This is a genomic window from Sphingopyxis sp. OAS728 (assembly GCF_014873485.1).
Classification (GTDB): domain Bacteria; phylum Pseudomonadota; class Alphaproteobacteria; order Sphingomonadales; family Sphingomonadaceae; genus Sphingopyxis.
Window position 1 is genome coordinate 273,576 of the sequence record NZ_JADBDT010000001.1, and the last position, 23,887, is coordinate 297,462.

Below are 23,887 nucleotides of genomic sequence, written 5' to 3' on the forward strand. Positions count from 1 at the left end.
GCTTCGTGGCCTAAAGCGCCCCCGATAAACGGGTGCGAAGACACCCCAAAACAACTGAACTGCGAGCTCCCATGGTCGATCTGACGCAATATTTGCCGATTCTGATCTTTCTGGTCGTCGCCGTCGGCCTGTCCTCCGCCTTCGTGTTTCTACCGATGGGCGTCGCGCGGCTGACCGGGGCGCACAAGCCCGATCCGGCGAAACTGACCGAATATGAATGTGGCTTCCCGGCGTTCGAGGACGCGCGCAGCCAGTTCGACGTGCGTTTTTACCTCGTCGCCATCCTCTTCATCATCTTCGATCTCGAAGCCGCCTTCCTCTTTCCCTGGGCCGTCAGCCTTGAGGAAATCGGCTGGGCCGGCTGGGCCACGATGATGATTTTCCTCGCCGAACTCACGCTCGGCCTTGTGTACGCGTGGAAAAAAGGCGCGTTGGATTGGGAATGAGCACTTCCAGCATCATCATGCCCGGCCAGATGCCGGTCGCCCCGGGGACGAACCCCGACCAGAGCTTTTTCGACGACCTCAACAGCGAAGTCGGCGACAAGGGCTTCCTCGTCACCTCGACCGAGGATCTGTTCAACTGGGCGCGCACCGGCTCTTTGTGGTGGATGACCTTTGGCCTCGCGTGCTGCGCGGTCGAGATGATCCACGTCAACATGCCGCGCTATGACATGGAGCGGTTCGGCGCCGCACCGCGCGCATCGCCGCGCCAGTCCGACGTGATGATCGTCGCGGGTACGCTCTGCAACAAGATGGCCCCGGCACTGCGCCGCGTTTACGACCAGATGTCGAACCCGAAGTACGTCATCTCGATGGGCAGCTGCGCCAATGGCGGCGGCTATTATCACTACAGCTATTCGGTTGTACGCGGCTGCGACCGTATCGTGCCCGTGGACATCTATGTCCCCGGCTGCCCGCCGACAGCCGAAGCTCTGCTTTACGGCGTGATGCAGTTGCAGCGGAAGATCCGCCGCACCGGGACGATCGAACGCTGATGGCTCATCCTGCTCCTCTCGTCGCGCCGCGCGAAACGCTGGCGGCCGAGCTCAAGGCGCTGCTTGGCGCCGACCTGCTCGAACATGTCTTCACCGTCGACGAAGACAGCATCACCGTGACGCGCGATGCGATCGCGGGCGTGATGATCGCGCTCCGCGACAATCTCGAATATCAGCAGATGATGGAGATCGCGGGGGTCGATTACCCCGATCGCGCCGAGCGGTTCGAAGTCGTCTATCACCTGCTCAGCGTCACACGGAATCACCGTTTGCGCGTTCGCGTGTCGACCGACGAGGCGACGCCCGTGCCGACGATCGTTCCCGTCTGGCCGAATGCCGGCTGGCTCGAACGCGAAGTGTTCGACATGTACGGTGTGCTCTTCGCGGGCAATCCGGATCTCCGCCGCATCCTGACCGACTATGGTTTCCAGGGGCACCCGCAGCGCAAGGACTTCCCGCTGACCGGCTATATCGAGCTGCGTTATTCCGAAGAAGATAAGCGCGTCGTGTACGAGCCGGTGAAGCTCGCACAGGATTTCCGCAACTTCGACTTCCTCTCCCCCTGGGAAGGCGCCGACTATGTGCTGCCCGGCGATGAAAAGGCCGGCGGCACGGGCGAAGCACCGGGCAAGGGCGCGCCGACGCCGATGACGGCGGCCGAGGTCAAGAAGGCGGACGACAAGGCGAAGGCTCCGCCGCCGCCGACCCCGAAGACCACCGAAAAGCCCGAGCAGACCGGGGCAGGGGCGAAGGCCAATATCAAGGCCGCGAAGACCAGCCGCGACGGCGCAAAGGCGACCACGGCCGCAAAGGCGAAAACGCCCGCGACGAAGAAGGCTGAAAAGGCGCCCGCCAAGCCGCGCGCGCCGCGCAAGCCCAAAGCAGGAGGTGACGCATGACCGACTCTCCTTACGTGAAGCACCACGGCAGCGACATGTTCGAAGGCTATCCGGTCGACACCGCCGACACCGCGGGCGATCAGGCCGTTACCAACTACACGATCAACTTCGGCCCGCAGCACCCTGCGGCGCACGGCGTTCTGCGCATGGTGATGGAGCTCGACGGCGAGATCATCGAGCGCGTCGACCCGCACGTCGGGCTGCTGCATCGCGGCACCGAGAAGCTGATCGAGTATAAGACCTATCTGCAGGCTTTGCCCTATTTCGACCGGCTCGACTATTGTTCGCCGCTCGGGATGGAGCATTCGTACGTTCTCGCGATCGAGAAATTGCTCGACCTCGAAGTGCCGGCGCGTGCGCAATATCTGCGCACGATGTTCGCGGAGCTGACGCGCATCTGCAATCATATGCTCAACATCGGGTCGCACGTGATGGACGTCGGCGCGATGACGCCGAACCTCTGGGTGTTCGAGCTGCGCGAGGATTGCCTCAACTTCTTCGAGCGTGCCTCGGGCGCGCGTATGCACAGCGCCTATTTCCGTCCGGGCGGCGTCCATCAGGACGTTCCCGAGCGGCTGCTCTACGACATCGGCGAATGGGTCGAAAAGCGCCTGCCGAAGCTGTTCGGCGACGCGATGAGCCTCGTCATCGACAACCGCATCTTCAAGCAGCGCAACGTCGACATCGCGACGGTGTCGAAGGAGGACGCGCTGGCATGGGGCTTCTCGGGCCCGATGATCCGCGGCAGCGGCATCGCATGGGATCTGCGCAAGTCGCAGCCCTATGACGCCTACGCGGCGATGGAGTTCGACATTCCCGTCGGCACGCGCGGCGACTGCTACGACCGCTTCATGGTGCGTGTCGAGGAAGTCTATCAGTCCGCGAAGATCATCAAACAATGCCTGCGCGACATGCCCACGGGCCCGATCGCCAGCCTCGACCGCAAGGTCGTCCCGCCGAAGCGCGGCGAGATGAAGCAGTCGATGGAATCGCTGATCCACCACTTCAAGCTCTATACCGAGGGCTTCCACGTCCCCGCGGGCGAAGTCTATGTGGCGACCGAGAGCCCCAAGGGCGAATTCGGCGTCTATCTGGTCAGCGACGGCACCAACAAGCCGTACCGCTGCAAGATCCGCCCGACGGCGTTTTCGCATCTTCAGGCGATGGACATGATGTCGAAAGGCCACATGCTCGCCGATACCACTGCAATTATCGGCGCCATTGACGTCGTTTTCGGAGAGTGTGACCGCTAATGGCCGACGCACCGCAAATTCCAGATGAAGCCGAAGTCCGCGCGCGCTGGGGCGCGTTCGCATGGACGGCGGAAAATGCCGAAAAGGCGAAGCAGGTCATCGCGCGTTACCCTGCGGGGCGTCAGCGTTCGGCGGTGATGCCTTTGCTCGACCTCGCGCAGCGCCAGGTCGGCGCCGAGACGCAGACGCAGGGCTGGCTGCCCGTGCCGGTGATCGAATATGTCGCCGCGCAGCTCGATATGCCCTTCATCCGCGCCTATGAGGTCGCGACCTTCTACACCATGTATAATCTCGTCCCCGTCGGCCGCTATCATGTGCAGGTCTGCGGCACGACGCCGTGCCTGCTGCGCGGGTCGGACGATGTCATGGCCGCGTGCAAGAACCGCGGCATGGTCAAGGGCAAGACGACGCCCGACGGCCTGTTCACGCTGACCGAGGTCGAGTGCATGGGCACCTGCACCAACGCGCCGATGGTCCAGATCAACGACGATAATTACGAAGACCTCGACTATGACAGCACCGTGCGCATCCTCGATGCGCTCGCTGCGGGCGAGCAGCCGAAGGCCGGGACGCAGCTTGCGAACCGTCACACGAGCGAACCCGATGGCGGCCCGACGACGCTGAAGGAAATGGTCAAGGCCAACCACGATTATCGGAAGGAATGGTAAGCCATGCTGGCCGATAAGGATCGCATCTTCACCAATCTCTACGGTTTCCAGCCGTGGAACCTCAAATCCGCGCAGGCGCGCGGCGATTGGGATAACACCAAGGATCTGATGAAGCGCGGCCAGGACGCGATCATCGAAGAGATCAAGGCATCGGGCCTCCGCGGCCGTGGCGGCGCAGGATTCCCGACGGGGCTCAAATGGTCGTTCATGCCGAAGGAGCCGCGCGCCGATCGCCCGAGCTTCCTCGTCATCAACGCCGACGAATCCGAGCCCGGTTCGTGCAAGGACCGCGAAATCATCCGTCACGATCCGCACAAGCTGATCGAAGGCGCGTTGATCGCAGGCTTCGCGATGCGCGCGCGCGCCGCCTATATCTACATCCGCGGCGAGTTCATCCGCGAGGCCGAGACGCTCTTCGCTGCGGTGCAGGAGGCGTATGACGCCGGCTTGCTCGGCAAGAATGCCGCGAAGTCGGGTTATGATTTCGACGTCTTCGTCCACCGCGGCGCCGGCGCCTATATCTGCGGCGAAGAAACCGCGATGATCGAAAGCCTCGAAGGCAAGAAGGGGCAGCCGCGCCTGAAGCCGCCGTTCCCCGCGGGTGCCGGCCTCTATGGCTGCCCGACGACGGTGAACAATGTGGAATCGATCGCGGTCGTCCCGACGATCCTCCGCCGCGGCGCCTCGTGGTTCTCGTCCTTCGGGCGCGAGAACAACAAGGGCACCAAGCTCTTCCAGATCTCGGGCCATGTCGAGCGCCCGTGCGTCGTCGAGGAAGAGATGGGCATCACCTTCCGCGAACTGATCGACAAGCATTGCGGCGGTATTCGCGGCGGCTGGGACAATCTGCTCGCAGTGATCCCCGGCGGTTCGTCGGTTCCGCTCGTCCCCGCGGCCGAAATCATGGACGCACCGATGGACTTCGACGGGCTGAAGGCCGTCGGTTCGGGCCTCGGCACCGCAGCCGCGATCGTGATGGACAAGTCGACGGACGTCGTTCAGGCGATCAGCCGCATCAGCTATTTCTACAAGCATGAAAGCTGCGGCCAGTGCACGCCGTGCCGCGAAGGCACCGGCTGGATGTGGCGCGTGATGGAGCGTCTGCGCACCGGCGATGCCGACATCAGCGAGATCGACACCTTGTTCGACGTGACCAAGCAGGTCGAGGGCCACACGATCTGCGCGCTCGGCGATGCCGCGGCATGGCCGATCCAGGGCCTGATCAAGCATTTCCGCCCCGAAATCGAACGCCGCATCCGCGAGAATGGCGGCGCGCTGGAGGCCGCGGAATGAAGCGGGGGCCAATCCTCTTCATTTCGGTCGGCATGGGCATCGCTACATTGGCGTTCTTGGCAACGCCTGCTCCCGCGTGCGCCTGCATCGAAACATCGCCCGCCGCAAAATATTGGGTGGCGTGTTCCGTTTCGGTTGCCAAGAAGAACGGCGAAGCGAATTTTTACGAGAATTATCTCGTAGCGCGTCGCGATAACAAGAAGCTTCTGCCCGCCACGCCGGCACGTTTTTCCAAACTGGAAGAAAAAATCGTAAAAACTTGCGGCACCTATCAACAGGCCCGCCGGAAAGATTTGGACGCTGGTTGGGCGAGCTACCACGTCCCGGCAGATTTCATCGAAGCGAGATGGCACTGATATGCCTAAAGTAACCGTAGATGGCGTAGAACTCGACGTCCCGCAGGGCGCGACCGTTCTGCAGGCGTGCGAGATGGCGGGGAAGGAAATTCCGCGCTTCTGCTATCATGAACGCCTGTCGATCGCCGGCAATTGCCGCATGTGCCTCGTCGAGGTCGCGCCCGGCCCGCCGAAGCCGCAGGCGTCGTGCGCGCTGCCGACAGCCGAAGGGCAGGTGATCAAGACCGACAGCCCGATGGTGAAGAAGGCGCGCGAAGGGGTGATGGAGTTCCTGCTCATCAACCACCCACTCGACTGCCCGATCTGCGATCAGGGCGGCGAATGCGACCTGCAGGACCAGTCGGTCGCCTATGGCCGCGGCGCGACGCGCTATGACGAGAACAAGCGCGCGGTCACCGAAAAATATATGGGCCCCATCGTCAAGACGGTGATGACCCGCTGCATTCAGTGCACGCGCTGCGTCCGCTTTGCGGAGGAAGTCGCGGGCGTGGAAGATGTCGGCGCGATCTATCGCGGCGAGAATATGCAGATCACGTCGTACCTCGAACGCGCGGTCGGCAGCGAGCTGTCGGGCAATATCGTCGACCTCTGCCCGGTCGGTGCGCTGACCAGCAAACCCTATGCCTTCGAAGCGCGTCCGTGGGAGCTCACCAAGACGCTCGGCATCGACATGATGGACGCAGTCGGCACGAACGTGCGCATCGACGCACGCGGCCGTCAGGTCCTGCGCGTGCTGCCTCGCGTCAATGATGACGTGAACGAGGAATGGGCGAACGACAAGACGCGCCACCATGTCGACGGCCTGACCCGCCGCCGCCTCGACCAGCCTTATGTTCGCGTCAACGGCGCGCTTCAGCCCGCGAGCTGGGCGGAAGCCTTTGCAGCGATCAAGGCGGTGAACGCCGGTTCGTCGGTTGCCGCGATCGCGGGCGACCTCGCCGATTGCGAGACGATGTTTGCGGCCAAGTCGCTGGTGACGGCGCTCGGCGGCAGCCTGCTCGAAGGACGCCAGACCGGGCTCGACTATGACGTCACCAGCCTGTCGGCGGTCAATTTCAACACCGGCATCGCCGAGGCCGAAAATGCCGACGTGATCCTGCTCGTCGGCACCAATCTTCGCTGGGAAGCGCCGCTAATCAACACGCGCATCCGCAAGGCGGTGTGGAAGAAGGGCGCGAAGGTTTTCGCGATCGGCCCCGAAACCGACCTGACCTACAAGACCGAGTGGCTCGGCGACGATGCCTCGATCGTTGCGAAGCTGCCGAAGCACGTCGCCGACGCGCTCGCGGGCGCCGAGCGGCCGATGCTGATCTTCGGCGGCGGCGCGCTGTCGGTGCCCGGCGTGCACGGCGCGGGGCTTGCGCTCGCCAAGGCGGTGAATGCGGTCAAGCACGGCTGGAACGGCTTCAACGTCGTGCATTTCTCGGCGGCGCGCATGGGTTCGCTGATGCTCGGCTACGGCCTGCCCGGCGGCATCAAGGATGTGATCGCGGCGAAGCCGAAGCTCGCTTTCTTCCTCGGCGCCGACGAGGTCGATTTCGCGGCGCTGCCCGACACGTTCAAAGTCTATGTCGGCCATCATGGCGACAAGGGCGCGCATGCGGCCGACGTCATCCTGCCTGCCGCGGCGTGGACCGAAAAGGACTTCACCACGGTCAACACCGAGGGCCGCGTCCAGCGGAGCGAAAAGGCGGTGTTCGCACCCGGTGACGCGCGCGAGGACTGGAGCATTTTCCGCGCGCTTGCCGATGCGCTCGGCGTCTCGCTCGGCTTCGACAACTTTGCGCAGTGCCGCGCGGCGATGATCGCCGCGGTGCCCGCGCTCGGTGTCGAGGGCCTCGCCGACTATGGCTGGACGGTGCCGAAGCTGCCCGCCAAGCCCGAGGCGCGCGCGATCCCGTCGCCGATCAAGGATTTCTACCTCACCAACGCCATCTGCCGCGCGTCGCCGACGATGCAGCGCTGCTCGGAAGAGCTGATCCATGGCGCAGATTTTGCGGAGGCCGCGGAATGAACCCGGTACATGCAATCGCCGGCGTGCTGTTCGTCGGTATGGGCTATTCGGTCTGGCGGGGTTTCAACCCCAAGGGCAAATCGGAAAAGCCCGGCCCGCATAACGGCTGGAAGAACCAGGACGGGGCGCGGAAATGACCGAGACGTTCATCTCCTGGGGCATGGACCCGAATTGGGCCTGGGGCGTCGCGACGATTTGCGGCATCCTGCTCATTGCGCTGCCGCTGATGCTCAGCGTCGCGATGATCATCTATGCCGATCGCAAGATCTGGGCGGCGATCGCGCTGCGCCGCGGCCCGAACGTCGTCGGTCCTTTCGGCCTGCTTCAGTCATTCGCCGACGGTTTGAAAGTGTTCCTGCAGGAAACGATCATCCCGACCTCGGCCAACCGCGGGTTGTTCCTGATCGCGCCGATCATCACCTTCACGGTGGCGCTGCTCGCGTGGGCGGTGATCCCGTTCAATTCGGGTGCGGTACTCGCCGATATCAACGTCGGATTGCTCTACATCCTCGCGATCTCGTCGCTGGGCGTATATGGCGTGATCCTGTCGGGCTGGGCGTCGAACTCGAAATATCCCTTCTTTTCGGCGATGCGCGCCTCGGCGCAGATGATCAGCTATGAAGTCTCGATCGGGTTCATCCTGATCGGCGTCGTGCTGTTCGCCGACAGCTTCAACATGAACGAGATCGTCAAGGCGCAGCAGGGCCATGGCCTCGGCATCGTCAACGCCTTCGGCTTCAACCTGCTGCTCTTCCCGCTCGCGGTGATGTTCCTGATCTCGTCGCTCGCCGAAACCGCGCGCGCGCCGTTCGATCTGACCGAAGCGGAATCGGAGCTCGTCGCGGGGTACCAGACCGAATATTCGTCGATGAGCTTCGCGCTCTTCTGGCTTGGCGAATATGCGAACGTGCTGCTCATGTGCACGCTCAACGCGGTGCTTTTCTGGGGCGGCTGGCTGCCCCCGATCGACTGGGCGCCGCTCTATGCCGTCCCCGGCATCATCTGGCTGTTCGCGAAGATCCTGTTCTTCTTCTTCGTCTTCAGCTGGGTCAAGGCGACGGTCCCGCGCTACCGCTATGACCAGCTGATGCGGCTGGGCTGGAAAGTCTTCCTGCCGATCTCGCTTCTCTGGATCTTCCTGATCTCCGGCTATCTGATGCTGACGAGGTATTCATGAGTACCATTGCCCACCTCATCAAAAGCTTCACGCTGTGGGAGTTTGTGAAGGCGCACGCCCTCACGCTGAAATATTTCTTCAAACCGAAGGCGACGATCAACTACCCCTTCGAGAAGAACCCGCTCAGCCCGCGTTTCCGCGGCGAGCATGCGCTGCGTCGCTATCCGAACGGCGAGGAACGCTGCATCGCGTGCAAGCTGTGCGAAGCGGTGTGCCCGGCGCAGGCGATCACGATCGAGGCCGAGCCGCGCGAAGACGGTTCGCGCCGCACAACGCGGTACGACATCGACATGACCAAGTGCATCTATTGCGGCTTCTGTCAGGAAGCATGCCCGGTCGATGCCGTCGTCGAGGGGCCGAACTTCGAATTCGCGACCGAAACGCGTGAAGAACTGCTCTATGACAAGGCCAAGCTGCTCGCCAATGGCGACAAATGGGAACGCGCGATCGCGGCGAATCTTGCCGCCGACGCGCCCTATCGATAAGGGCGCGCGCACATGATCCAACTCTTCGCCTTTTACCTGTTCGCGACCATCGTCATCGCCTCCGCGGCGATGGTGATTTTCGCGCGCAACCCCGTCCACAGCGTCATGTGGCTGATCCTCGCCTTCTTCAACGCGGCGGGTCTGATGCTGCTCGCGGGCGCCGAATTCATCGCGATGCTGCTCGTCATCGTGTATGTCGGCGCGGTCGCGGTGCTGTTCCTGTTCGTCGTGATGATGCTCGATATCGATTTCGCCGAATTGCGTGCGGGTTTCGTGCGTTACCTGCCGCTCGGCGCGCTCGTCGCGATCATCCTGGCCGCCGAACTGGTGTTCGCGGTCGGCGCGTGGAGCGCGGGCGGGGTCGATCTCGCATCGCGGGCGGCTCCGGTCGTCAGCGACAAGAGCAATATCCAGCAGATCGGCGAGCTTCTCTACACGCGCTACATCTTCCTGTTCGAGGCGGCAGGTATCGTCCTCCTCGTCGCGATGATCGGCGCGATCGTGCTGACGCATCGCCAGCGCGGCGGGGTGCGCACGCAGAATATCTCGAAACAGAACCAGCGCCGTCCGCAGGACGCAACGCGCCTGGTCGATCCGGGCGTCGGGCAGGGGATGGAACTGTGATTTCGGTCGGCCACTATCTCGCCGTTTCGGCGGTGCTCTTCACGCTCGGCGTGCTCGGCATCTTCATCAACCGCAAGAATATCATCGTCATCCTGATGGCGATCGAGCTGATCCTGCTGGCGGTGAACATCAACCTCGTCGCGTTCAGCGCGGCGCTCGGCGATCTCGTCGGGCAGGTCTTCTCGATGTTCGTGCTGACCGTTGCCGCGGGTGAAGCCGCGATCGGTCTTGCCATTCTCGTTATTTACTTCCGCGGCCGCGGCACCATTGCCGTCGACGATGCCAACCGGATGAAGGGGTAAACCGGTGATCCAGGCGATCGTTTTCCTGCCGCTGCTGGCGGCTATCATCGCAGGCCTCGGCCAGCGCGTGGTCGGCAATGTGCCGTCCAAAATCCTGACGACCGGCGCGCTGTTCACCAGCTGCGCCTTGAGCTGGCCGATTTTCCTGTCGTTCGTGGGCGGAAGCGGCGAAGCGACGGTGACGCCGGTGCTGCACTGGGTGTCGTCGGGCGCTCTCCAGTTCAACTGGGAGCTGCGCGTCGATACGCTGACCGCGGTGATGCTCGTCGTGATCACGACGGTGTCTGCGCTCGTCCACCTCTATAGCTGGGGCTATATGGAGGAAGACCCGGACCAGCCGCGCTTCTTCGCCTATCTCTCGCTCTTCACCTTCGCGATGCTGATGCTCGTGACCGCGAACAATCTGGTCCAGATGTTCTTCGGCTGGGAAGGCGTCGGCCTCGCATCCTATCTGCTCATCGGTTTCTGGTACAAGAAGCCGAGCGCCAACGCCGCGGCGATCAAGGCGTTCGTCGTCAACCGCGTCGGCGACCTTGGCTTCATGCTCGGCATCTTCGGCACCTTCCTCGTCTTCGGCACCGTCTCGATCCCCGAGATTCTGGCTGCCGCACCGGGCATGGCGGGTTCGACGATCAGCTTCATGGGCATGCGTCTCGACACGATGACGATCCTCTGCCTGCTGCTGTTCATCGGCGCGATGGGCAAGTCGGCGCAGCTTGGCCTGCACACATGGCTTCCCGACGCGATGGAAGGCCCGACCCCGGTGTCGGCGCTGATCCACGCCGCGACGATGGTCACCGCGGGCGTCTTCATGGTCTGCCGCCTGTCGCCGATGTTCGAAACCTCGGACGTTGCGCAGGGCGTCGTGATGTTCGTCGGCGCCGCGACCTGCTTCTTCGCCGCGACCGTCGCGACGACGCAGTGGGACATCAAGCGGGTCATCGCCTATTCGACCTGTTCGCAGCTCGGTTACATGTTCTTCGCCGCGGGCGCGGGCGCTTATGGCGCCGCGATGTTCCACCTGTTCACGCACGCCTTCTTCAAGGCGTTGCTGTTCCTCGGTGCCGGTTCGGTGATCCATGCGATGCACCACGAACAGGACATGCGTTATTATGGCGCGCTCCGGAAATCGATCCCGCTCACCTATTGGGCGATGATGCTCGGCACGCTGGCGATCACCGGCGTCGGCATCGCGGGCGTCGCAGGCTTTGCCGGTTTCTATTCGAAGGACGGCATCCTCGAGGCCGCCTATGCGAGCGGTGGCGGCGGCGTGGTGGCCTTCTGGGTCGGCATTTTTGTGGCCTTCCTCACCAGCTTCTATTCGTGGCGCCTCGTCTTCCTGACCTTCTATGGCAAGGCGCGCTGGGAACAGAGCGAGCATATCCAGCACGCGGTTCACGATGATCACGGCCATGGTCATGACGATCATGCGCACGACGACCATCACCATCACGACGCGCATGGCGACGGCACCGCGGGCTATCACCCGCACGAAAGCCCGATCTCGATGCTCATCCCGCTGGTCGTGCTGTCGATCGGCGCGGTGTTCGCGGGCATCGCGTTCCATCACCAGTTCATCTACCCCGAAGAGGGCATGGCGTTCTGGAAGGGCAGCCTCGCGTTCGACGAGCATCTGATGCACGCGGCGCACGAGGTTCCGTTGTGGGTGAAATGGACGCCGTTCACGGTGATGGCGATCGGCCTGTTTCTCGCGTGGAACAGCTATATCCGCAACACCACGCTGCCGGCGCGCTTCGTGGCGCAGTTCAAGCTGCTCCATCAGTTCCTGTACAATAAATGGTATTTCGACGAGCTCTACAACATCCTCTTCGTGAAGCCTGCCTTCGCGATCGGCCGCTTCTTTTGGAAGCGCGGGGATGAAGGCACCATCGACCGCTTCGGTCCCGATGGCGCCGCCGCGCTCGTCGCTGGGGGGACCCGTCTCGCGGTCCGGCTGCAATCGGGTTATGTTTATGGATATGCGTTTGTGATGCTGCTCGGTCTTGTCGGCCTCGCCAGCTGGGCCATGGTGAATTTCCTGTGAGCGGCTTTCCGATCCTTTCGCTGATGCTGGCGGTCCCCGCGATCGCCGCCATCGCCTGCCTGTTCGTCGGCGACAAAATGTCGCGCTTCGTCGCGCTCGGCGCGACGCTCGCGACCTTCGTGCTCGGCTGCATCCTGTGGGCGAACTTCGATGTCGGTGGCGCGCAGTGGCAGTTCCCAGAACTGCACGAGGGCATTTTCGGCCGCTTCAACTATGCGCTCGGCATCGACGGCATGGCGCTGATGCTGATCATGCTCAGCGTCTTCCTGATGCCGCTCTGTATCCTCGCCAGCTGGGACGCGATCAAACAGCGCGTCGGGCTCTACATGGCGATGTTCCTGATCATGGAAGTCGTCATGATCGGCGTCTTCATGGCGCAGGATCTGCTGCTCTTTTACATCTTCTTCGAAGCCGGCCTGATCCCGATGTATTTCATCATCGGCATCTGGGGCGGGGCGAACCGCAAATATGCGGCGTTCAAATTCTTCCTCTACACGCTGCTCGGATCGGTGCTGATGCTGATCGCGATGATCGCGATGATCGCGGAAGCGGGCACGACCGACATCCCGACGCTGCTGAACTATGATTTCCCGGTTCAGATGCAGACGTGGCTGTGGCTCGCCTTCTTCGCCAGCCTCGCGGTCAAGATGCCGATGTGGCCCGTCCACACCTGGCTTCCCGACGCGCACGTGCAGGCGCCGACTGCGGGTTCGATGATCCTTGCGGGCGTGCTTCTGAAGCTGGGCAGCTATGGTTTCCTGCGCTTCATGATGCCGATGTTCCCCGACGCCTCTGCGCAGTTGATGTGGATCGTCTTTGCGCTTTCGATGATCGCGGTGGTCTACACCAGCCTCGTCGCGCTCGTGCAGAGCGATATGAAGAAGCTGATCGCCTATTCGTCGGTCGCGCACATGGCGATCGTCACCGCGGGCCTGTTCGCCTTCAACCAGCAGGGGATCGAAGGCGCGCTGATCATCATGCTCAGCCATGGTGTCGTCTCGGCCGCGCTCTTCTTCTGCGTCGGCGTGATCTACGACCGGCTCCACACGCGCGAGATCGACCGTTACGGCGGCCTCGCGGTGAACATGCCGGCCTATGCGCTGTTCTTCATGCTGTTCACCATGGCATCGATCGGCCTGCCGGGCACCAGCGGCTTCGTCGGCGAATTCCTGAGCCTCGCGGGCATTTATGAAGCCTCGAGCTGGGTCGCCTTCGTGTGCACCACCGGGATCATCCTCGGCGCTGCATATATGCTCTATCTCTACCGCCGCGTCGTGTTCGGCGAACTGACCAAGGACGATGTGAAGGCAATGCCTGACCTCAACGCACGCGAATGGACGATCATGGTGCCGCTGGCTGCCGTGGCGCTGTGGATGGGCGTCTATCCCGAAAGCTTCCTCGCGCCGATGCGCGGTGACGTGACCACGGTCGTCGCGCGTCTCGCGCCCGCCAAGCCTGCAGGCGACGCGCACCTTGCCGCCGGCAAGCCGAAGCCTGCCGCAGCGCATGGAGAAGCGGCCCACGGATCGAGCCATGCAGGAGGCGTCCAATGACCGCCGACCTGATGCTCATCTGGCCCGAACTGATCCTGACGATCGGCGGGCTCATTACGCTGATGCTCGGTACCTTCTTCGGTGACCGCAATGTCGGCCTTTATCAGCTGAGCTCGCTGCTGACGCTTGCAGCCGCCGCGGCGGCCGTCGTCGCGCTGTTCGGTATCGAAACGACGGTCTTTTCGGGCACGCTGTCGGTCGACAGCTTCGGCGGTTTCGCCAAGCTGCTGATCTATGCCGCGAGCTTCGTCTGCATCGTCATCGCGCCGCGCTTCTTCAACGGCGCAATGCGGGCCGAATATCCGACGCTGATCCTCTTCGCCGCGCTCGGCATGGGCATCATGGCCTCCTCGCGCGACCTGATGACGCTTTACGTCGGGCTCGAGCTCAACAGCCTCGCGGCCTATGTGCTCGCCAGCTTCATGCGCACCGACGAGCGGTCGAGCGAAGCCGGCCTCAAATATTTCGTCCTCGGCGCGCTCGCATCGGGCATGCTGCTCTACGGCATTTCGCTGCTTTACGGTTTCAGCGGGACGACCGACTTTGCGGGCATCGCGAAGGTGCTCGGCGGCGAGCTCAACATCGGGCTGATCTTCGGCATCGTGTTCGTGCTTGCGGGCCTTGGCTTCAAGATCAGCGCCGTGCCGTTCCACATGTGGACCCCCGACGTCTATGAAGGCGCACCGACCCCGGTGACGACCTTCTTCGCGACGGCCCCGAAAGTGGCCGCGATGGCACTGATGACGCGCGTCGTGATCGATGCGATGGGGCCTGCGGTCGGCGCCTGGCAGCAGATCATCATCTTCCTGTCGCTCGCCTCGATCATCCTCGGCGCGGTCGGCGCGATTGGGCAGAAGAATATCAAGCGCCTGCTCGCCTATTCGTCGATCAACAATGTCGGCTTCATGCTCGTCGGCCTCGCCGCCGGAACGCAGCAGGGTGTCGAGGGCGTTCTGACCTATCTGCTCGTCTATATGCTCACGACGCTCGGCGCCTTCCTCGTCGTGCTCCAGCTGCGCGACGATCAGGGCAACCAGGTCGAGAGCATTCCGGCGCTCGCCGGCCTGTCGCAGCGTCGTCCCGGCCTTGCGGCCGCAATGGCGGTGTTCCTGTTCAGCCTCGCCGGCATCCCGCCGCTCTTCGGCTTCTGGCCGAAGTATCTGGTGTTCGAGGCCGCGGTGAATGCGAACCTCGTGCCGCTGGCGGTTGCGGGTATCGTCGCCTCGGTGATCGGTGCGTTTTACTATATCGCGATCATCAAGACGATGTACTTCGACGACAAGTCGGAGACCGAATTCCCGAAGGGTGGCGGCGCCATCGTCGAGGATGCGGTGATCACCGCGAGCGCGCTCTGGCTCTCGGTCATCGGCTATCTGTTCATTCCCGTGCTGGCGGTCCTTTCGGCCAGCGCCGCGACGGTGCTCTTCTGATACCGCCGATCGAGCGGATCGCGCAGACAGGTTCGACCAACGCCGACCTGCTGGCGCGGCTGGCAGGCGGTGAGCATGTCGGTGAAGGCCATTGGCTGATCGCCGACCGCCAGACCGCCGGGCGCGGCCGTCTGGGGCGCGGGTGGAATGACGGGCAGGGCAATTTCATGGGCTCGACCGTCGTCCATCTGACGATCGGCGATCCGTCGGCGGCGACGCTGGCGCTCGTCGCCGGAGTCGCGCTGGCGAAGACCGTCGCCGCGCTTGCGCCGGATGTCGGCGCGCAGCTCAAATGGCCGAACGACCTGTTGATCGATGGCGCGAAATGCGCCGGCATTTTGATGGAACGCACCGGCAATTCGGTGGTGATCGGCATCGGCGTCAACCTGACCGCCGCGCCCGAACTGCCCGACCGCCCGACCGCGACGCTCGCGGGCAGGGGCGCGGCGATCGACCGCGATCATTTCGCCGGCGCGCTGGGCATCGCGATGATCGACGCGCTGTGGACCTGGCGGCAGGAGGGCGTTGCGAGCATCGTCCGCGCGTGGATCCCGCAAGCGCATCCGATCGGCACGCCGCTCCGCGTCTCGGAGCAGGGCATCGACGGCTTTTTCGACGGACTTGCCGAGGACGGTGCGCTGCGCTTGCGCCGCGACGGCGGCGAGACCATGTTGATCCATGCGGGAGACGTCGAATTGCGACGCCCGGTCGAGGAGGGGAAATAGATGCTGCTCGCGATCGACGTCGGCAACACCAACGCCAAATTCGCGTTGTTCCGCAGGACCGAGTTGCTCGCGCGCTGGCGCATCGCGACCGACGACCGCCGGACCGCCGACGAATATATGGTGTGGCTCGACCAGCTGATGCGGATCGAGGGGCACGACCGTGCCGATGTCGAGGCGGTGATCATCTCGACCGTCGTGCCGCGCGCGCTCCATAATCTCCAGCTGCTGGCGCACAAATATTTCGGCGTCGATGCCTTGGTCGCGGGGCGCGAACCCGTGACCTGGGGCATCGCGCTCAAGGTCGACGAGCCGCAGTCGGTCGGCGCCGACCGCGCGGTCAATGCGATTTCGGCGCAGGCGGTCGAGCCGGGCAAGGACAAGCTTGTCATCAGCTTCGGCACCGCGACGACGCTCGATCATATCGGCCCCGACGGCGCCTATCTTGGCGGGATCATCGCGCCCGGCGTCAACCTCTCGCTCGAAGCGCTTGTCGCGGCGGCGGCGAAACTGCCGCGCATCGCGATCGAAGCCCCGGCAACGAACAGCGTTATCGGGCGCACTACCGAAAGTCAGATGCTGATCGGCGTCTATTGGGGCTATGTCTCGATGATGGAAGGCCTGATCGCACGCATGAAGGCTGAGATCGGCAAACCGCTTACCGTGATCGCGACGGGCGGCCTCGCGACGCTTTTTCAGGAACAGGGCCAGCTTTTCGATCGTATCGAACCCGATCTGACGCTGAACGGGCTGATGCACCTCTATCATCAACGAAAGCCAATAATATGACGACTCCGGGCAAGGAGCTGCTTTTCCTCGCATTGGGCGGATCGGGTGAGATCGGCATGAACGCCAATCTCTATGGCTGCGACGGCAAATGGATCATGGCCGACCTCGGCGTGACCTTTGGCAGCCACGATTACCCCGGCATCGACATCGTCATGCCCGACCTCGAATTCATCGAGGATCGCAAGAAGGACCTGCTCGGCATCATCCTCACCCATGGCCATGAGGATCATATCGGGGCGCTGCCCTATCTCGCCGCCGACCTCGGCGTGCCGCTCTACGCCAACCGCTTCACTGCGGGGCTGATCGCGCACAAGCTTGCCGAAGAGGGGCTGGAGAAGGACGTCGACCTTAAAGTCGTCGATATCGACGACAGTTTCCAGCTCGGTCCCTTCGGTATCCGCCTGATCCCGCTCGCCCACTCGATCCTCGAAATGAGCGCGGTGGTGATCGACACGCCTTATGGCCGCGTGTTCCATACGGGCGACTGGAAACTCGACGAGGAACCGATCCTTGGGCAACCCGCGACCGCCGCGGCGCTGACGGCGATCGGCGACGAAGGCGTGGACGTCCTCGTCTGCGATTCGACCAACGCCTTCAATGCCGAAGCATCGGGCAGCGAAGGGGGCTTGCGCAAAGGGCTGGAGCAGGCGGTCGGCGCGGCGAAGGGGCGGGTGGTCGTCACGACCTTTGCATCGAACGCCGCGCGTCTCGCGACGCTGGGCGCGGTCGCCAAGGCGACAGGGCGCACGCTGTGCGTCGCGGGCCGCTCGCTCGACCGCATCCTCGGCGTCGCGCGTTCGGTGGGCTATCTCAAGGATTTCCCGCCGACGGTCGATTTCGACGAAGCAATGCGGCTGCCGCGCGACAAGGTGATGGTGATCGCGACGGGCGGGCAGGGCGAACCGCGCGCCGCGCTCGCGCGCATGGCCGCCGACATCCACCAGATCAAACTCGAGGCGGGCGACACCGTCGTCTTCTCGTCGAAGCAGATCCCCGGCAACGAGGTTGCGATCGGGCGGATCATGAACCAGCTTGCGGCGAAGGACGTGCTGACCGTCACCGAAAAGCAGGCGCATATCCACGTCAGCGGTCACCCGGGGCAGCCCGAGCTTGCCGCGCTCTACGGCTGGTTGCGGCCGAAGCTGGTCCTGCCGGTGCATGGCGAGATCCGCCACATGCACGAACAGGCGCGTTTCGCGCTCGAAACGGGCGTGCCGGGCGCGCTGGTGCAGGAAAATGGCGACCTGGTGCGGCTTTCGCCCGGGGCGCCAAAGATCATCGAACGCGTGCGCGCGGGCCGGTTGATCCTCGATGGTGACGTCATCCTCCCCGCCGAGGGCGAGACGATCAATGAACGCCGCAAGCTGGCGCTTCACGGCCACATCACCGTCGCGGCGATCTTCTCCGACAAAAGTTTCGTCGACAGCGCGATCAGCTATCGCGGCGTTCCGGTCGAGGATGAGCGCGAAGCCTTTATCGATGAGATGCGCGAAGCCGCCGAGCAGGCCGCGACTGGCCCCGCGCGCGACGAGGAAAAGCTGCGCGAGGCGATCCGCCTCGGCGTGCGTCGCATTGCGACCGACTGGACGGGGAAGAAGCCCGTCGTCGACGTCATGCTCGTCGATATATGAGCCGGGAATAATTGCGATGAAATGGACCTCGGCGCTCGCCATCTATCTGCTGTTCTGGGCGTTCAGCGCCTTCTTCGTGCTGCCCTTCCACGGCCGCCGTCCGGATGATGATGCGACGCCGCTGGTCAAGGGGCAGGAGCCGGGCGCGCCCGCGGTCCTTCGCCCCAAGCGCATCCTGTTGCAGATGACGATCGCGGCGACGATCGCCTTCGCCCTCTATTATCTCGCTTATGTGAACGGTTGGGCCGACCCCGACGTGCTCAGCGGGCGGGCCGCAACGCGATAAGTCCCATTCTCAACGCGGTTTGGGTGCTGAAATATAGAGGCCGCCCGTGTTCGGATCGATCGAGAGCTCGGGCGAACTTTTGCACGGGAAGACGGAGTTCATCGCCATCATAAACAGATGGTGCGTGGAAATCTGCCGGATCTGCGGGTTGTCGCGAAGGAATTTGTGAAAAACGTCGCGATGCTGCTCGTACGACGCGCCTGCGGGCAGGCAATATAGCGCCTCCTCGGGCGATTTGCCCGTGTTCATGATCGGCGCATCGGCGATGCCCATGAAATATCCGATGCAGGCGCTATAGTCCTTCGGGCCCGCGACGCATTGATTGTAATAGGAATTGCCGCCCGCAAGGCTCTCGCGGACCTGGGCGGCCGCACTTTGGGTCGGCGCCATCCCCGCAAGCAGGGCCAGAGCAATCAGCCGCACCATTCGCCCTCCCCAATAATTCTCAGCCGATTCTTACACCGAATGGCCTGCGCCGGCCTAATGATATGATAAGCTCGAGCGACAGACCCCGCTGAATGACGTGAACAGGCTTAGCCCCGCAGCCGGTCGATCGCCTGCGCGAGCGCGACATAGAGCTTGCCGATGTCCGACGAGAGCAAGGTGACGCTGATCGCCGACCCGTCGCGCGCGCCGATGAGCAGGCGCAGCATCGCTTCGAAATCGTGGATGAACTGGTTCACCGACGCATGGAAATTGTCATCGGCCTGATAGAGGCGCAGGACTTCCTTGGCCTCGCTGTTGTCGATCAGTTTAACCGCACGCCGCGCGAACACGCCGCGGTCGCCCTTCAGATACGCATCCCACGCGACATCGCTGACTTCGGTCGACATGATCTTGGTGACGTCGATGGCGGTCGATTTCAGCGATTCCGTCAGCAGCCCGACCTGTTTCGCCAGCGAGTCGCGATCGGACGCGGCGATTGCCTGTTCGGCCTCGCTTACACGCTGTTCGACGTTTGCGCTGGTGTCCATGATCGTAACCAGCTGGCGCATCAGGCGATCGGCGGCGCTGTTTGCGGCCGCCACGGCGCGCGCCGATGCATCCTCGATCGCGCTCAATTGCGCCATGACCTCGTTCTTGAATGCGGCGTCGATCGCATCGGTTGCGGTCGCCTGCATCGTTTCGCGGGCATTCGTAACCAGCTTTTCGAGCGTCAGCCGCGCCTCGTTCGCGGCTGAATCGGCGGTCGCGCGAACCTCGCCCAGCGTCGCGATCATGCGCGCGCCGCCCTGTTCGGCGAATTCGTCGGCGCCTTCGCGCAGCTTGGCGAGCGCCGCCTCGGCGTCGGCGAGCGAGCCGTTGATGCGGTCGACGAGTTTCTGCTGGCTGGTCGCATGACCCGCCATCTGTTCCTCGTTCGACTTGAGCGTTGCTTGCACTGCGTTGACGTGCGACGCGGTCGATTGTGCGACCAGTTCGGACGCGTCGAGGATGGGGCGTAGCTGCGATAGCGCCGTCTGCGTCGTCTTGCCGTGCGAGGCGATGCGGTCGAGCGCGTGCGGCAGCGTTTCGTCGAGTTCGCGCGTCACGGCGTCGAGCGCCAGCAGCAATGATTCGGCGTGGGTGATAAGCTGGTGCGCCGAGGCGTTGCCGCTTTGCACTTCCTGTATGAAGGCGCCGAGCTGCGCCTTGGTGTCGTCGATCGAACGACCGATCACCCCGGTGCTCGCGCTGACGCTGACATCGAGGATTTCGAGCTGTTGGCCGACTTCGGTCACATGCGCGGTGATGCGCGACGCGAGCGCGTCGCTGGCGTCGGCGTGCGCCGCAAGCTGCGCGCCCATCGCATTGCTCGCATCGCGGGCGACGGCGAGCTTTGCATCCATGAGCGCGGCGGCGTCGTCGACGCCTTCGCGGAACTGCCTCCAGCTTTGATCCATCTGGACCGTCATCGCACCGACGGTCGAGAGCATGTCATCGCGTGCCGAGCTGGCAACCTTTGCCATGTTGGCGAGTGATGCGCCTTGAACATCGGCGACCTGCGCCGAAGCCGCGAGCAGGTCTGATTCGGTTTCCTTCGTCTGCTCCTGAAGCGCGACGATTGCTTCGAGTACCGTTGCGGTTGAATCGATGCCCGACTGCGCGGCCTTCGCCGCTTCCTCGCCGAGCGCCGCAAGCCGCGCTTCGAGGTTGGCGCCCTGTTGGTGCGCGACGAGGCCGGCTTCGCGGAAATTGACCGCGAGCCGCTGTGCGACATCGTCGATCCGCGGCAAGCCGGCGAGCAGCCCGTCCATCCGCTGCAGCGCAACGTCACCCGAACGCGCGAGCTGGTCATGGGCATTGGCAATGACCGAGGCATTGCTCGCGAGCTTGTCACTGCTTTCGGTGAGCCGCGACACGGTGTCGAGGCCAAGCTGCTGGACGATCTTTGCCTGCTCGCCGAGCTGCTTGTGCGCATCGGCCAGATGCAGGCCGAGCGAATGCATCGACTGGTTCAGCGCCAGATTTTCTTCGCGAAGCGCGGCGGCGACCCGCGCGAAGCGCGCCTGTTCGGACCGGCCCGATCGCAGCAGTGCCATCCAAAGCACCGCGAGCAGCGTGAGCGGCATTGCGATCGTCGCGAGCGTTGCCGGCCAAGCGGCGAGGGCAGGGCTGCGCGAAAAGCCGTCGGTGGCGACGGACAGGGCGAAGCCCGTCCAGCCGAGCGCGAGCAGGATAAGCAGTGTGGGCAGGCCCCGGTCTTGCCACGCCGGCGCTGCAGGCAATGCGTCGTCACTATCCTCGGCGTCGGTAAGCGAGGACATATCGAGCCAATTCCGTTCGGTGGGCGCCTCGACTTCGGGCGCAGGCGCGGTTTCGGGCGCGGCGACTTCCGCCGGCTCCGCGCTGTTTGCTTCCTGGTTTGTCGCGGAATTCCGCCACAATCCGACGATTTTCTTTTCCCCCGTCATCCGGCCATCTTAGCATCAAATGGCCGCCATGAAACGGAAACTTAACCCCGAACTGCCAATCCTGTGGAATGTCTTTCGACAGTGGCCCTCTCGATCGGTACCTCAGCGCCGCCTTTGGCGATGATCCCGCTATGGCGATGGACCTGCGCTCTGCCTTTGCCGGCGGTGCCCGCGATCTGTCCGACCTGATGCGCCGATCGCGATGCGATGCGAACTGGGAAATGGCGGCAATCCGCCTGAAAGGGCTCGCCGCGACCTTTGGTATCATCCCGCTGATCGAACTCGCCGAAGCGGCGATCGAGGGCGCGCCGGGCGACCCGGCCGTGCTGCGACAGATTAACCAGGCCATCGACGCGATCGCCTGATCGCCGACCCGACCGGGGGTGCCGCCCGACCGGCAGACCGGGTTCAATTTCGGTTCAGCCGCTTTCGGCCATTCAAATATCGATACCGGCTGTCTTGCCTTGGCAACGCGACGGGTTTAGCCGCGTTACCGACGCGCGGCCGAACCTGCGTGCGCCACAGGCGCGTGCATGGGCGAAGGCGGCCGAGTTCAAAGGAGAGATTTCGATGTTCAACCGTTTCCGCTCGATGCCCGCAACGGCGATGGCCGTCGTGCTGGGCTGCGCGCTGATGGCGACCGCGGCGCCGGCTGCCGCTCAGAAGAAGGAAAAGCAGAAGAAAGAAGAAGAGGCGAAGGGCAAGGGCCTGACCGCCAGCAAGGGCTTCGCGCCCGCGCTGAAGAAGATGACCGACGCGACCGCGGCGAAGGATGCGGCGACGTTGCAGGCGGCGTTGGCCGAAGGCCAGACCAGCGCCACCGCGCCCGACGACAAATATCTCCTTGGTTTCTACCAGCTCCAGCTCGGTATCCTGAATAAGGATCAGGCATCGCAGTCGCAGGGTCTGGATGTGATGCTCGATTCGGGCCTGACCCCGCCCGAAAACCTCGCCGTGTACAATTTCTACTCGGGCAATTTTGCTTATGGCGCGAAGGATTATCCGAAGGCGATCAAGCGCCTCGAAGCCGCGCGCACGGCGGGTTCGACCGAAACCAGTCTGCCGGTTCTGTTGATGGATAGCTATTTGAGCGCCGGACAAGCCGATCAGGGCATCGCCGTTGCGAAGACCGCGATCGAGGCGAGCCGCGCCGCCGGGCAGCGGCCGTCGGACGAGCTCTACGTCCGTCCGATCAAGGCCTTGCAGGCGGCAAAGCGGAACGACGAGATGCTCGCGTTGATGACCGCGCGCCTGCGCGACTATGGCCAGCCGCAAGTGTGGCGCCAGACGCTTTTCTCGGTTCTTCAGGCCGCACCCGCTGGCGGCACGCCCAAGGAACAGGAATCGTTCACGCTCGACACCATGCGCCTGATGCGCGCCGCGGGTGCGATGACGGAACGCCTCGAATATGACGAATATAGTGCACTTGCGGCCAGCGACGGCTTGCCGGGCGAAGCCGTCGCGGTGATCGCGGAAGGCGAGCAGAAGAAGGTCTTCCCTAGCACCGACACGAAGCTGGCGGCCCGCCGCGACGACCAGAAGGCGCGCGCCGGCAACGAGGCATCGACCATCGTGGCCTATGCCAAGCAGCCTTCGACGCTGGCCAATCCCAAGACGGCAGGTGCGACCGCCGACGCGCTGGTCGGCTATGGTCATTATGCCGATGCGATTCCGCTCTATCAGGCTGCGGCCAAAGGGGCGGCGGAGAAGGACATGTGGACCTACCGGCTCGGTGTTGCCCAGGCGCTGTCGGGCGACAAGGCAGGCGCCAAAGCGAGCTTCGGCCAGGTGACCGGTGCTCGCAAGCGCCTGGCCGACCTTTGGACGGTCAAGCTGGATGCGGCCGCTCCGCCTCCGGCCGCAGCGGCCGCAGCGCCCGCGACGAACTGATCGCGCTTCGCGCAAAAGAAAAGGGCGCCCTCCGTTCGGAGGGCGCCCTTTTCTATGCCCGGCCCGAACGCGTCAGGGCTCGACAGGAATTCCCGCCAGCTGCTTCGCGGTGCGAATGGTCAGCGAGGTCTTCACGCTTGTAACGTTGGGCGCCGACGTCAAATGCGCGGTCAGGAACGACTGGAAGCTCTGCAGGTCGCGCGCGACGACTTTCAGCAGAAAGTCGATCTCGCCATTCAGCATATAGCATTCGCGCACCTCGGCGAGCCCGCCGACATAATCCTCGAACGCCTTGAGGTCGGATTCGGCCTGGCTGCGCAGGCTGACCATCGCAAAGACGGTAATGCCATAGCCGAGCTTCGCCGCGTCGAGGTCGGCATGATAGGATCGGATGACGCCCGATTCCTCGAGCGCGCGGACGCGGCGAAGACATGGGGGCGCCGTCAGCCCCACCATCTGTGCCAGTTCGACATTCGTCATCCGCCCGTTCTTTTGCAGTTCGCCCAATATCTGCAAATCAATCTGATCGAATTTCTGACTAGCCATCATTGAAACATCCGCTTTCCAAAACTGCGGTGAC

The 23,887-nt window shown here is 63.6% G+C and carries 25 protein-coding genes; 22 read left to right on the plus strand and 3 right to left on the minus strand.

Going from position 1 to position 23,887, the window contains the following annotated elements:
• The first annotated feature begins 71 nt into the window (after positions 1–71).
• From GGC65_RS01380 to GGC65_RS01475, 20 genes are read left to right on the plus strand one after another with little or no spacing between them, the layout of a single operon-like run.
• Positions 72–446, plus strand: coding sequence for an NADH-quinone oxidoreductase subunit A (locus GGC65_RS01380; protein ID WP_037510808.1), 375 nt, complete (start codon positions 72–74; stop codon positions 444–446).
• The gene (locus tag GGC65_RS01385) at positions 443–997 is read left to right on the plus strand and encodes a NuoB/complex I 20 kDa subunit family protein (protein ID WP_037510811.1); all 555 of its coding nucleotides are present in this window, start codon (positions 443–445) and stop codon (positions 995–997) included. Before GGC65_RS01380 ends, GGC65_RS01385 begins: the two co-directional genes overlap by 4 nt.
• Positions 997–1,896 (plus strand): NADH-quinone oxidoreductase subunit C, encoded by a 900-nt coding sequence (locus GGC65_RS01390; protein ID WP_192645521.1) that lies wholly within the window; start codon positions 997–999, stop codon positions 1,894–1,896. The genes GGC65_RS01385 and GGC65_RS01390 overlap by 1 nt, the downstream gene beginning before the upstream one ends.
• Before the next feature lie 35 nt (positions 1,897–1,931).
• Positions 1,932–3,149 carry an NADH-quinone oxidoreductase subunit D gene (locus GGC65_RS01395; RefSeq protein WP_192649343.1) on the plus strand — a complete coding sequence of 406 codons (1,218 nt, stop codon included), beginning with the start codon at positions 1,932–1,934 and terminating at the stop codon, positions 3,147–3,149.
• Positions 3,149–3,817 (plus strand): complex I 24 kDa subunit family protein, encoded by a 669-nt coding sequence (locus tag GGC65_RS01400; protein WP_192645522.1) that lies wholly within the window; start codon positions 3,149–3,151, stop codon positions 3,815–3,817. Before GGC65_RS01395 ends, GGC65_RS01400 begins: the two co-directional genes overlap by 1 nt.
• Positions 3,818–3,820: 3 nt before the next feature.
• On the plus strand, positions 3,821–5,110 hold the full coding sequence (gene nuoF / locus GGC65_RS01405; RefSeq protein ID WP_192645523.1) for an NADH-quinone oxidoreductase subunit NuoF: 1,290 nt from the start codon (positions 3,821–3,823) through the stop codon (positions 5,108–5,110).
• Positions 5,107–5,466: a hypothetical protein gene (locus tag GGC65_RS01410; protein WP_192645524.1), complete on the plus strand. Its 360-nt coding sequence runs from the start codon at positions 5,107–5,109 to the stop codon at positions 5,464–5,466. The genes nuoF and GGC65_RS01410 overlap by 4 nt, the downstream gene beginning before the upstream one ends.
• 1 nt (position 5,467) lies before the next feature.
• Positions 5,468–7,480 (plus strand): NADH-quinone oxidoreductase subunit NuoG, encoded by a 2,013-nt coding sequence (nuoG, locus tag GGC65_RS01415; RefSeq protein WP_192645525.1) that lies wholly within the window; start codon positions 5,468–5,470, stop codon positions 7,478–7,480.
• Positions 7,477–7,617 carry a hypothetical protein gene (locus tag GGC65_RS01420; protein WP_192645526.1) on the plus strand — a complete coding sequence of 47 codons (141 nt, stop codon included), beginning with the start codon at positions 7,477–7,479 and terminating at the stop codon, positions 7,615–7,617. The genes nuoG and GGC65_RS01420 overlap by 4 nt, the downstream gene beginning before the upstream one ends.
• The gene (gene nuoH / locus GGC65_RS01425; RefSeq protein WP_192645527.1) at positions 7,614–8,657 is read left to right on the plus strand and encodes an NADH-quinone oxidoreductase subunit NuoH; all 1,044 of its coding nucleotides are present in this window, start codon (positions 7,614–7,616) and stop codon (positions 8,655–8,657) included. The genes GGC65_RS01420 and nuoH overlap by 4 nt, the downstream gene beginning before the upstream one ends.
• Positions 8,654–9,142 (plus strand): NADH-quinone oxidoreductase subunit NuoI, encoded by a 489-nt coding sequence (gene nuoI, locus GGC65_RS01430; RefSeq protein WP_037510831.1) that lies wholly within the window; start codon positions 8,654–8,656, stop codon positions 9,140–9,142. Before nuoH ends, nuoI begins: the two co-directional genes overlap by 4 nt.
• A 12-nt stretch (positions 9,143–9,154) precedes the next feature.
• On the plus strand, positions 9,155–9,766 hold the full coding sequence (locus tag GGC65_RS01435; RefSeq protein ID WP_192645528.1) for an NADH-quinone oxidoreductase subunit J: 612 nt from the start codon (positions 9,155–9,157) through the stop codon (positions 9,764–9,766).
• The gene (gene nuoK / locus GGC65_RS01440) at positions 9,763–10,068 is read left to right on the plus strand and encodes an NADH-quinone oxidoreductase subunit NuoK (protein ID WP_003051614.1); all 306 of its coding nucleotides are present in this window, start codon (positions 9,763–9,765) and stop codon (positions 10,066–10,068) included. Before GGC65_RS01435 ends, nuoK begins: the two co-directional genes overlap by 4 nt.
• 4 nt (positions 10,069–10,072) lie before the next feature.
• A complete protein-coding gene (nuoL, locus tag GGC65_RS01445) occupies positions 10,073–12,112 on the plus strand; it encodes an NADH-quinone oxidoreductase subunit L (RefSeq protein ID WP_192645529.1) in 2,040 nt (679 codons plus the stop codon).
• A complete protein-coding gene (locus GGC65_RS01450; protein WP_192645530.1) occupies positions 12,109–13,665 on the plus strand; it encodes an NADH-quinone oxidoreductase subunit M in 1,557 nt (518 codons plus the stop codon). Before nuoL ends, GGC65_RS01450 begins: the two co-directional genes overlap by 4 nt.
• A complete protein-coding gene (gene nuoN / locus GGC65_RS01455; protein WP_192645531.1) occupies positions 13,662–15,095 on the plus strand; it encodes an NADH-quinone oxidoreductase subunit NuoN in 1,434 nt (477 codons plus the stop codon). Before GGC65_RS01450 ends, nuoN begins: the two co-directional genes overlap by 4 nt.
• A gap of 17 nt (positions 15,096–15,112) precedes the next feature.
• Positions 15,113–15,820 (plus strand): biotin--[acetyl-CoA-carboxylase] ligase, encoded by a 708-nt coding sequence (locus tag GGC65_RS01460; protein ID WP_318780230.1) that lies wholly within the window; start codon positions 15,113–15,115, stop codon positions 15,818–15,820.
• On the plus strand, positions 15,821–16,606 hold the full coding sequence (locus tag GGC65_RS01465) for a type III pantothenate kinase (protein WP_192645532.1): 786 nt from the start codon (positions 15,821–15,823) through the stop codon (positions 16,604–16,606). It abuts the gene before it with no gap.
• A complete protein-coding gene (locus tag GGC65_RS01470; RefSeq protein ID WP_192645533.1) occupies positions 16,603–18,237 on the plus strand; it encodes a ribonuclease J in 1,635 nt (544 codons plus the stop codon). The genes GGC65_RS01465 and GGC65_RS01470 overlap by 4 nt, the downstream gene beginning before the upstream one ends.
• Positions 18,238–18,253: 16 nt before the next feature.
• Entirely contained in the window at positions 18,254–18,523 is a 270-nt protein-coding gene (locus GGC65_RS01475) for a DUF1467 family protein (protein WP_192645534.1), read from the plus strand.
• A 9-nt stretch (positions 18,524–18,532) separates the two neighbouring features.
• Here the strand turns inward: GGC65_RS01475 and GGC65_RS01480 are convergent, their stop codons facing one another.
• Positions 18,533–18,949 (minus strand): Rap1a/Tai family immunity protein, encoded by a 417-nt coding sequence (locus tag GGC65_RS01480; RefSeq protein ID WP_192645535.1) that lies wholly within the window; start codon positions 18,947–18,949, stop codon positions 18,533–18,535.
• Between the two features lie 107 nt (positions 18,950–19,056).
• Complete coding sequence (locus tag GGC65_RS01485; protein ID WP_225940626.1) at positions 19,057–21,270, minus strand: hypothetical protein; 2,214 nt, start codon at positions 21,268–21,270, stop codon at positions 19,057–19,059.
• A 215-nt stretch (positions 21,271–21,485) separates the two neighbouring features.
• Here GGC65_RS01485 and GGC65_RS01490 point away from each other — a divergent pair, with 215 nt between their 5' ends.
• Complete coding sequence (locus GGC65_RS01490) at positions 21,486–21,782, plus strand: hypothetical protein (RefSeq protein ID WP_039573852.1); 297 nt, start codon at positions 21,486–21,488, stop codon at positions 21,780–21,782.
• Between the two features lie 94 nt (positions 21,783–21,876).
• Complete coding sequence (locus tag GGC65_RS01495) at positions 21,877–23,307, plus strand: tetratricopeptide repeat protein (protein WP_225940627.1); 1,431 nt, start codon at positions 21,877–21,879, stop codon at positions 23,305–23,307.
• A gap of 72 nt (positions 23,308–23,379) precedes the next feature.
• Here the strand turns inward: GGC65_RS01495 and GGC65_RS01500 are convergent, their stop codons facing one another.
• Complete coding sequence (locus GGC65_RS01500) at positions 23,380–23,853, minus strand: Lrp/AsnC family transcriptional regulator (protein ID WP_192645538.1); 474 nt, start codon at positions 23,851–23,853, stop codon at positions 23,380–23,382.
• Between the last annotated feature and the right edge of the window lie 34 nt (positions 23,854–23,887).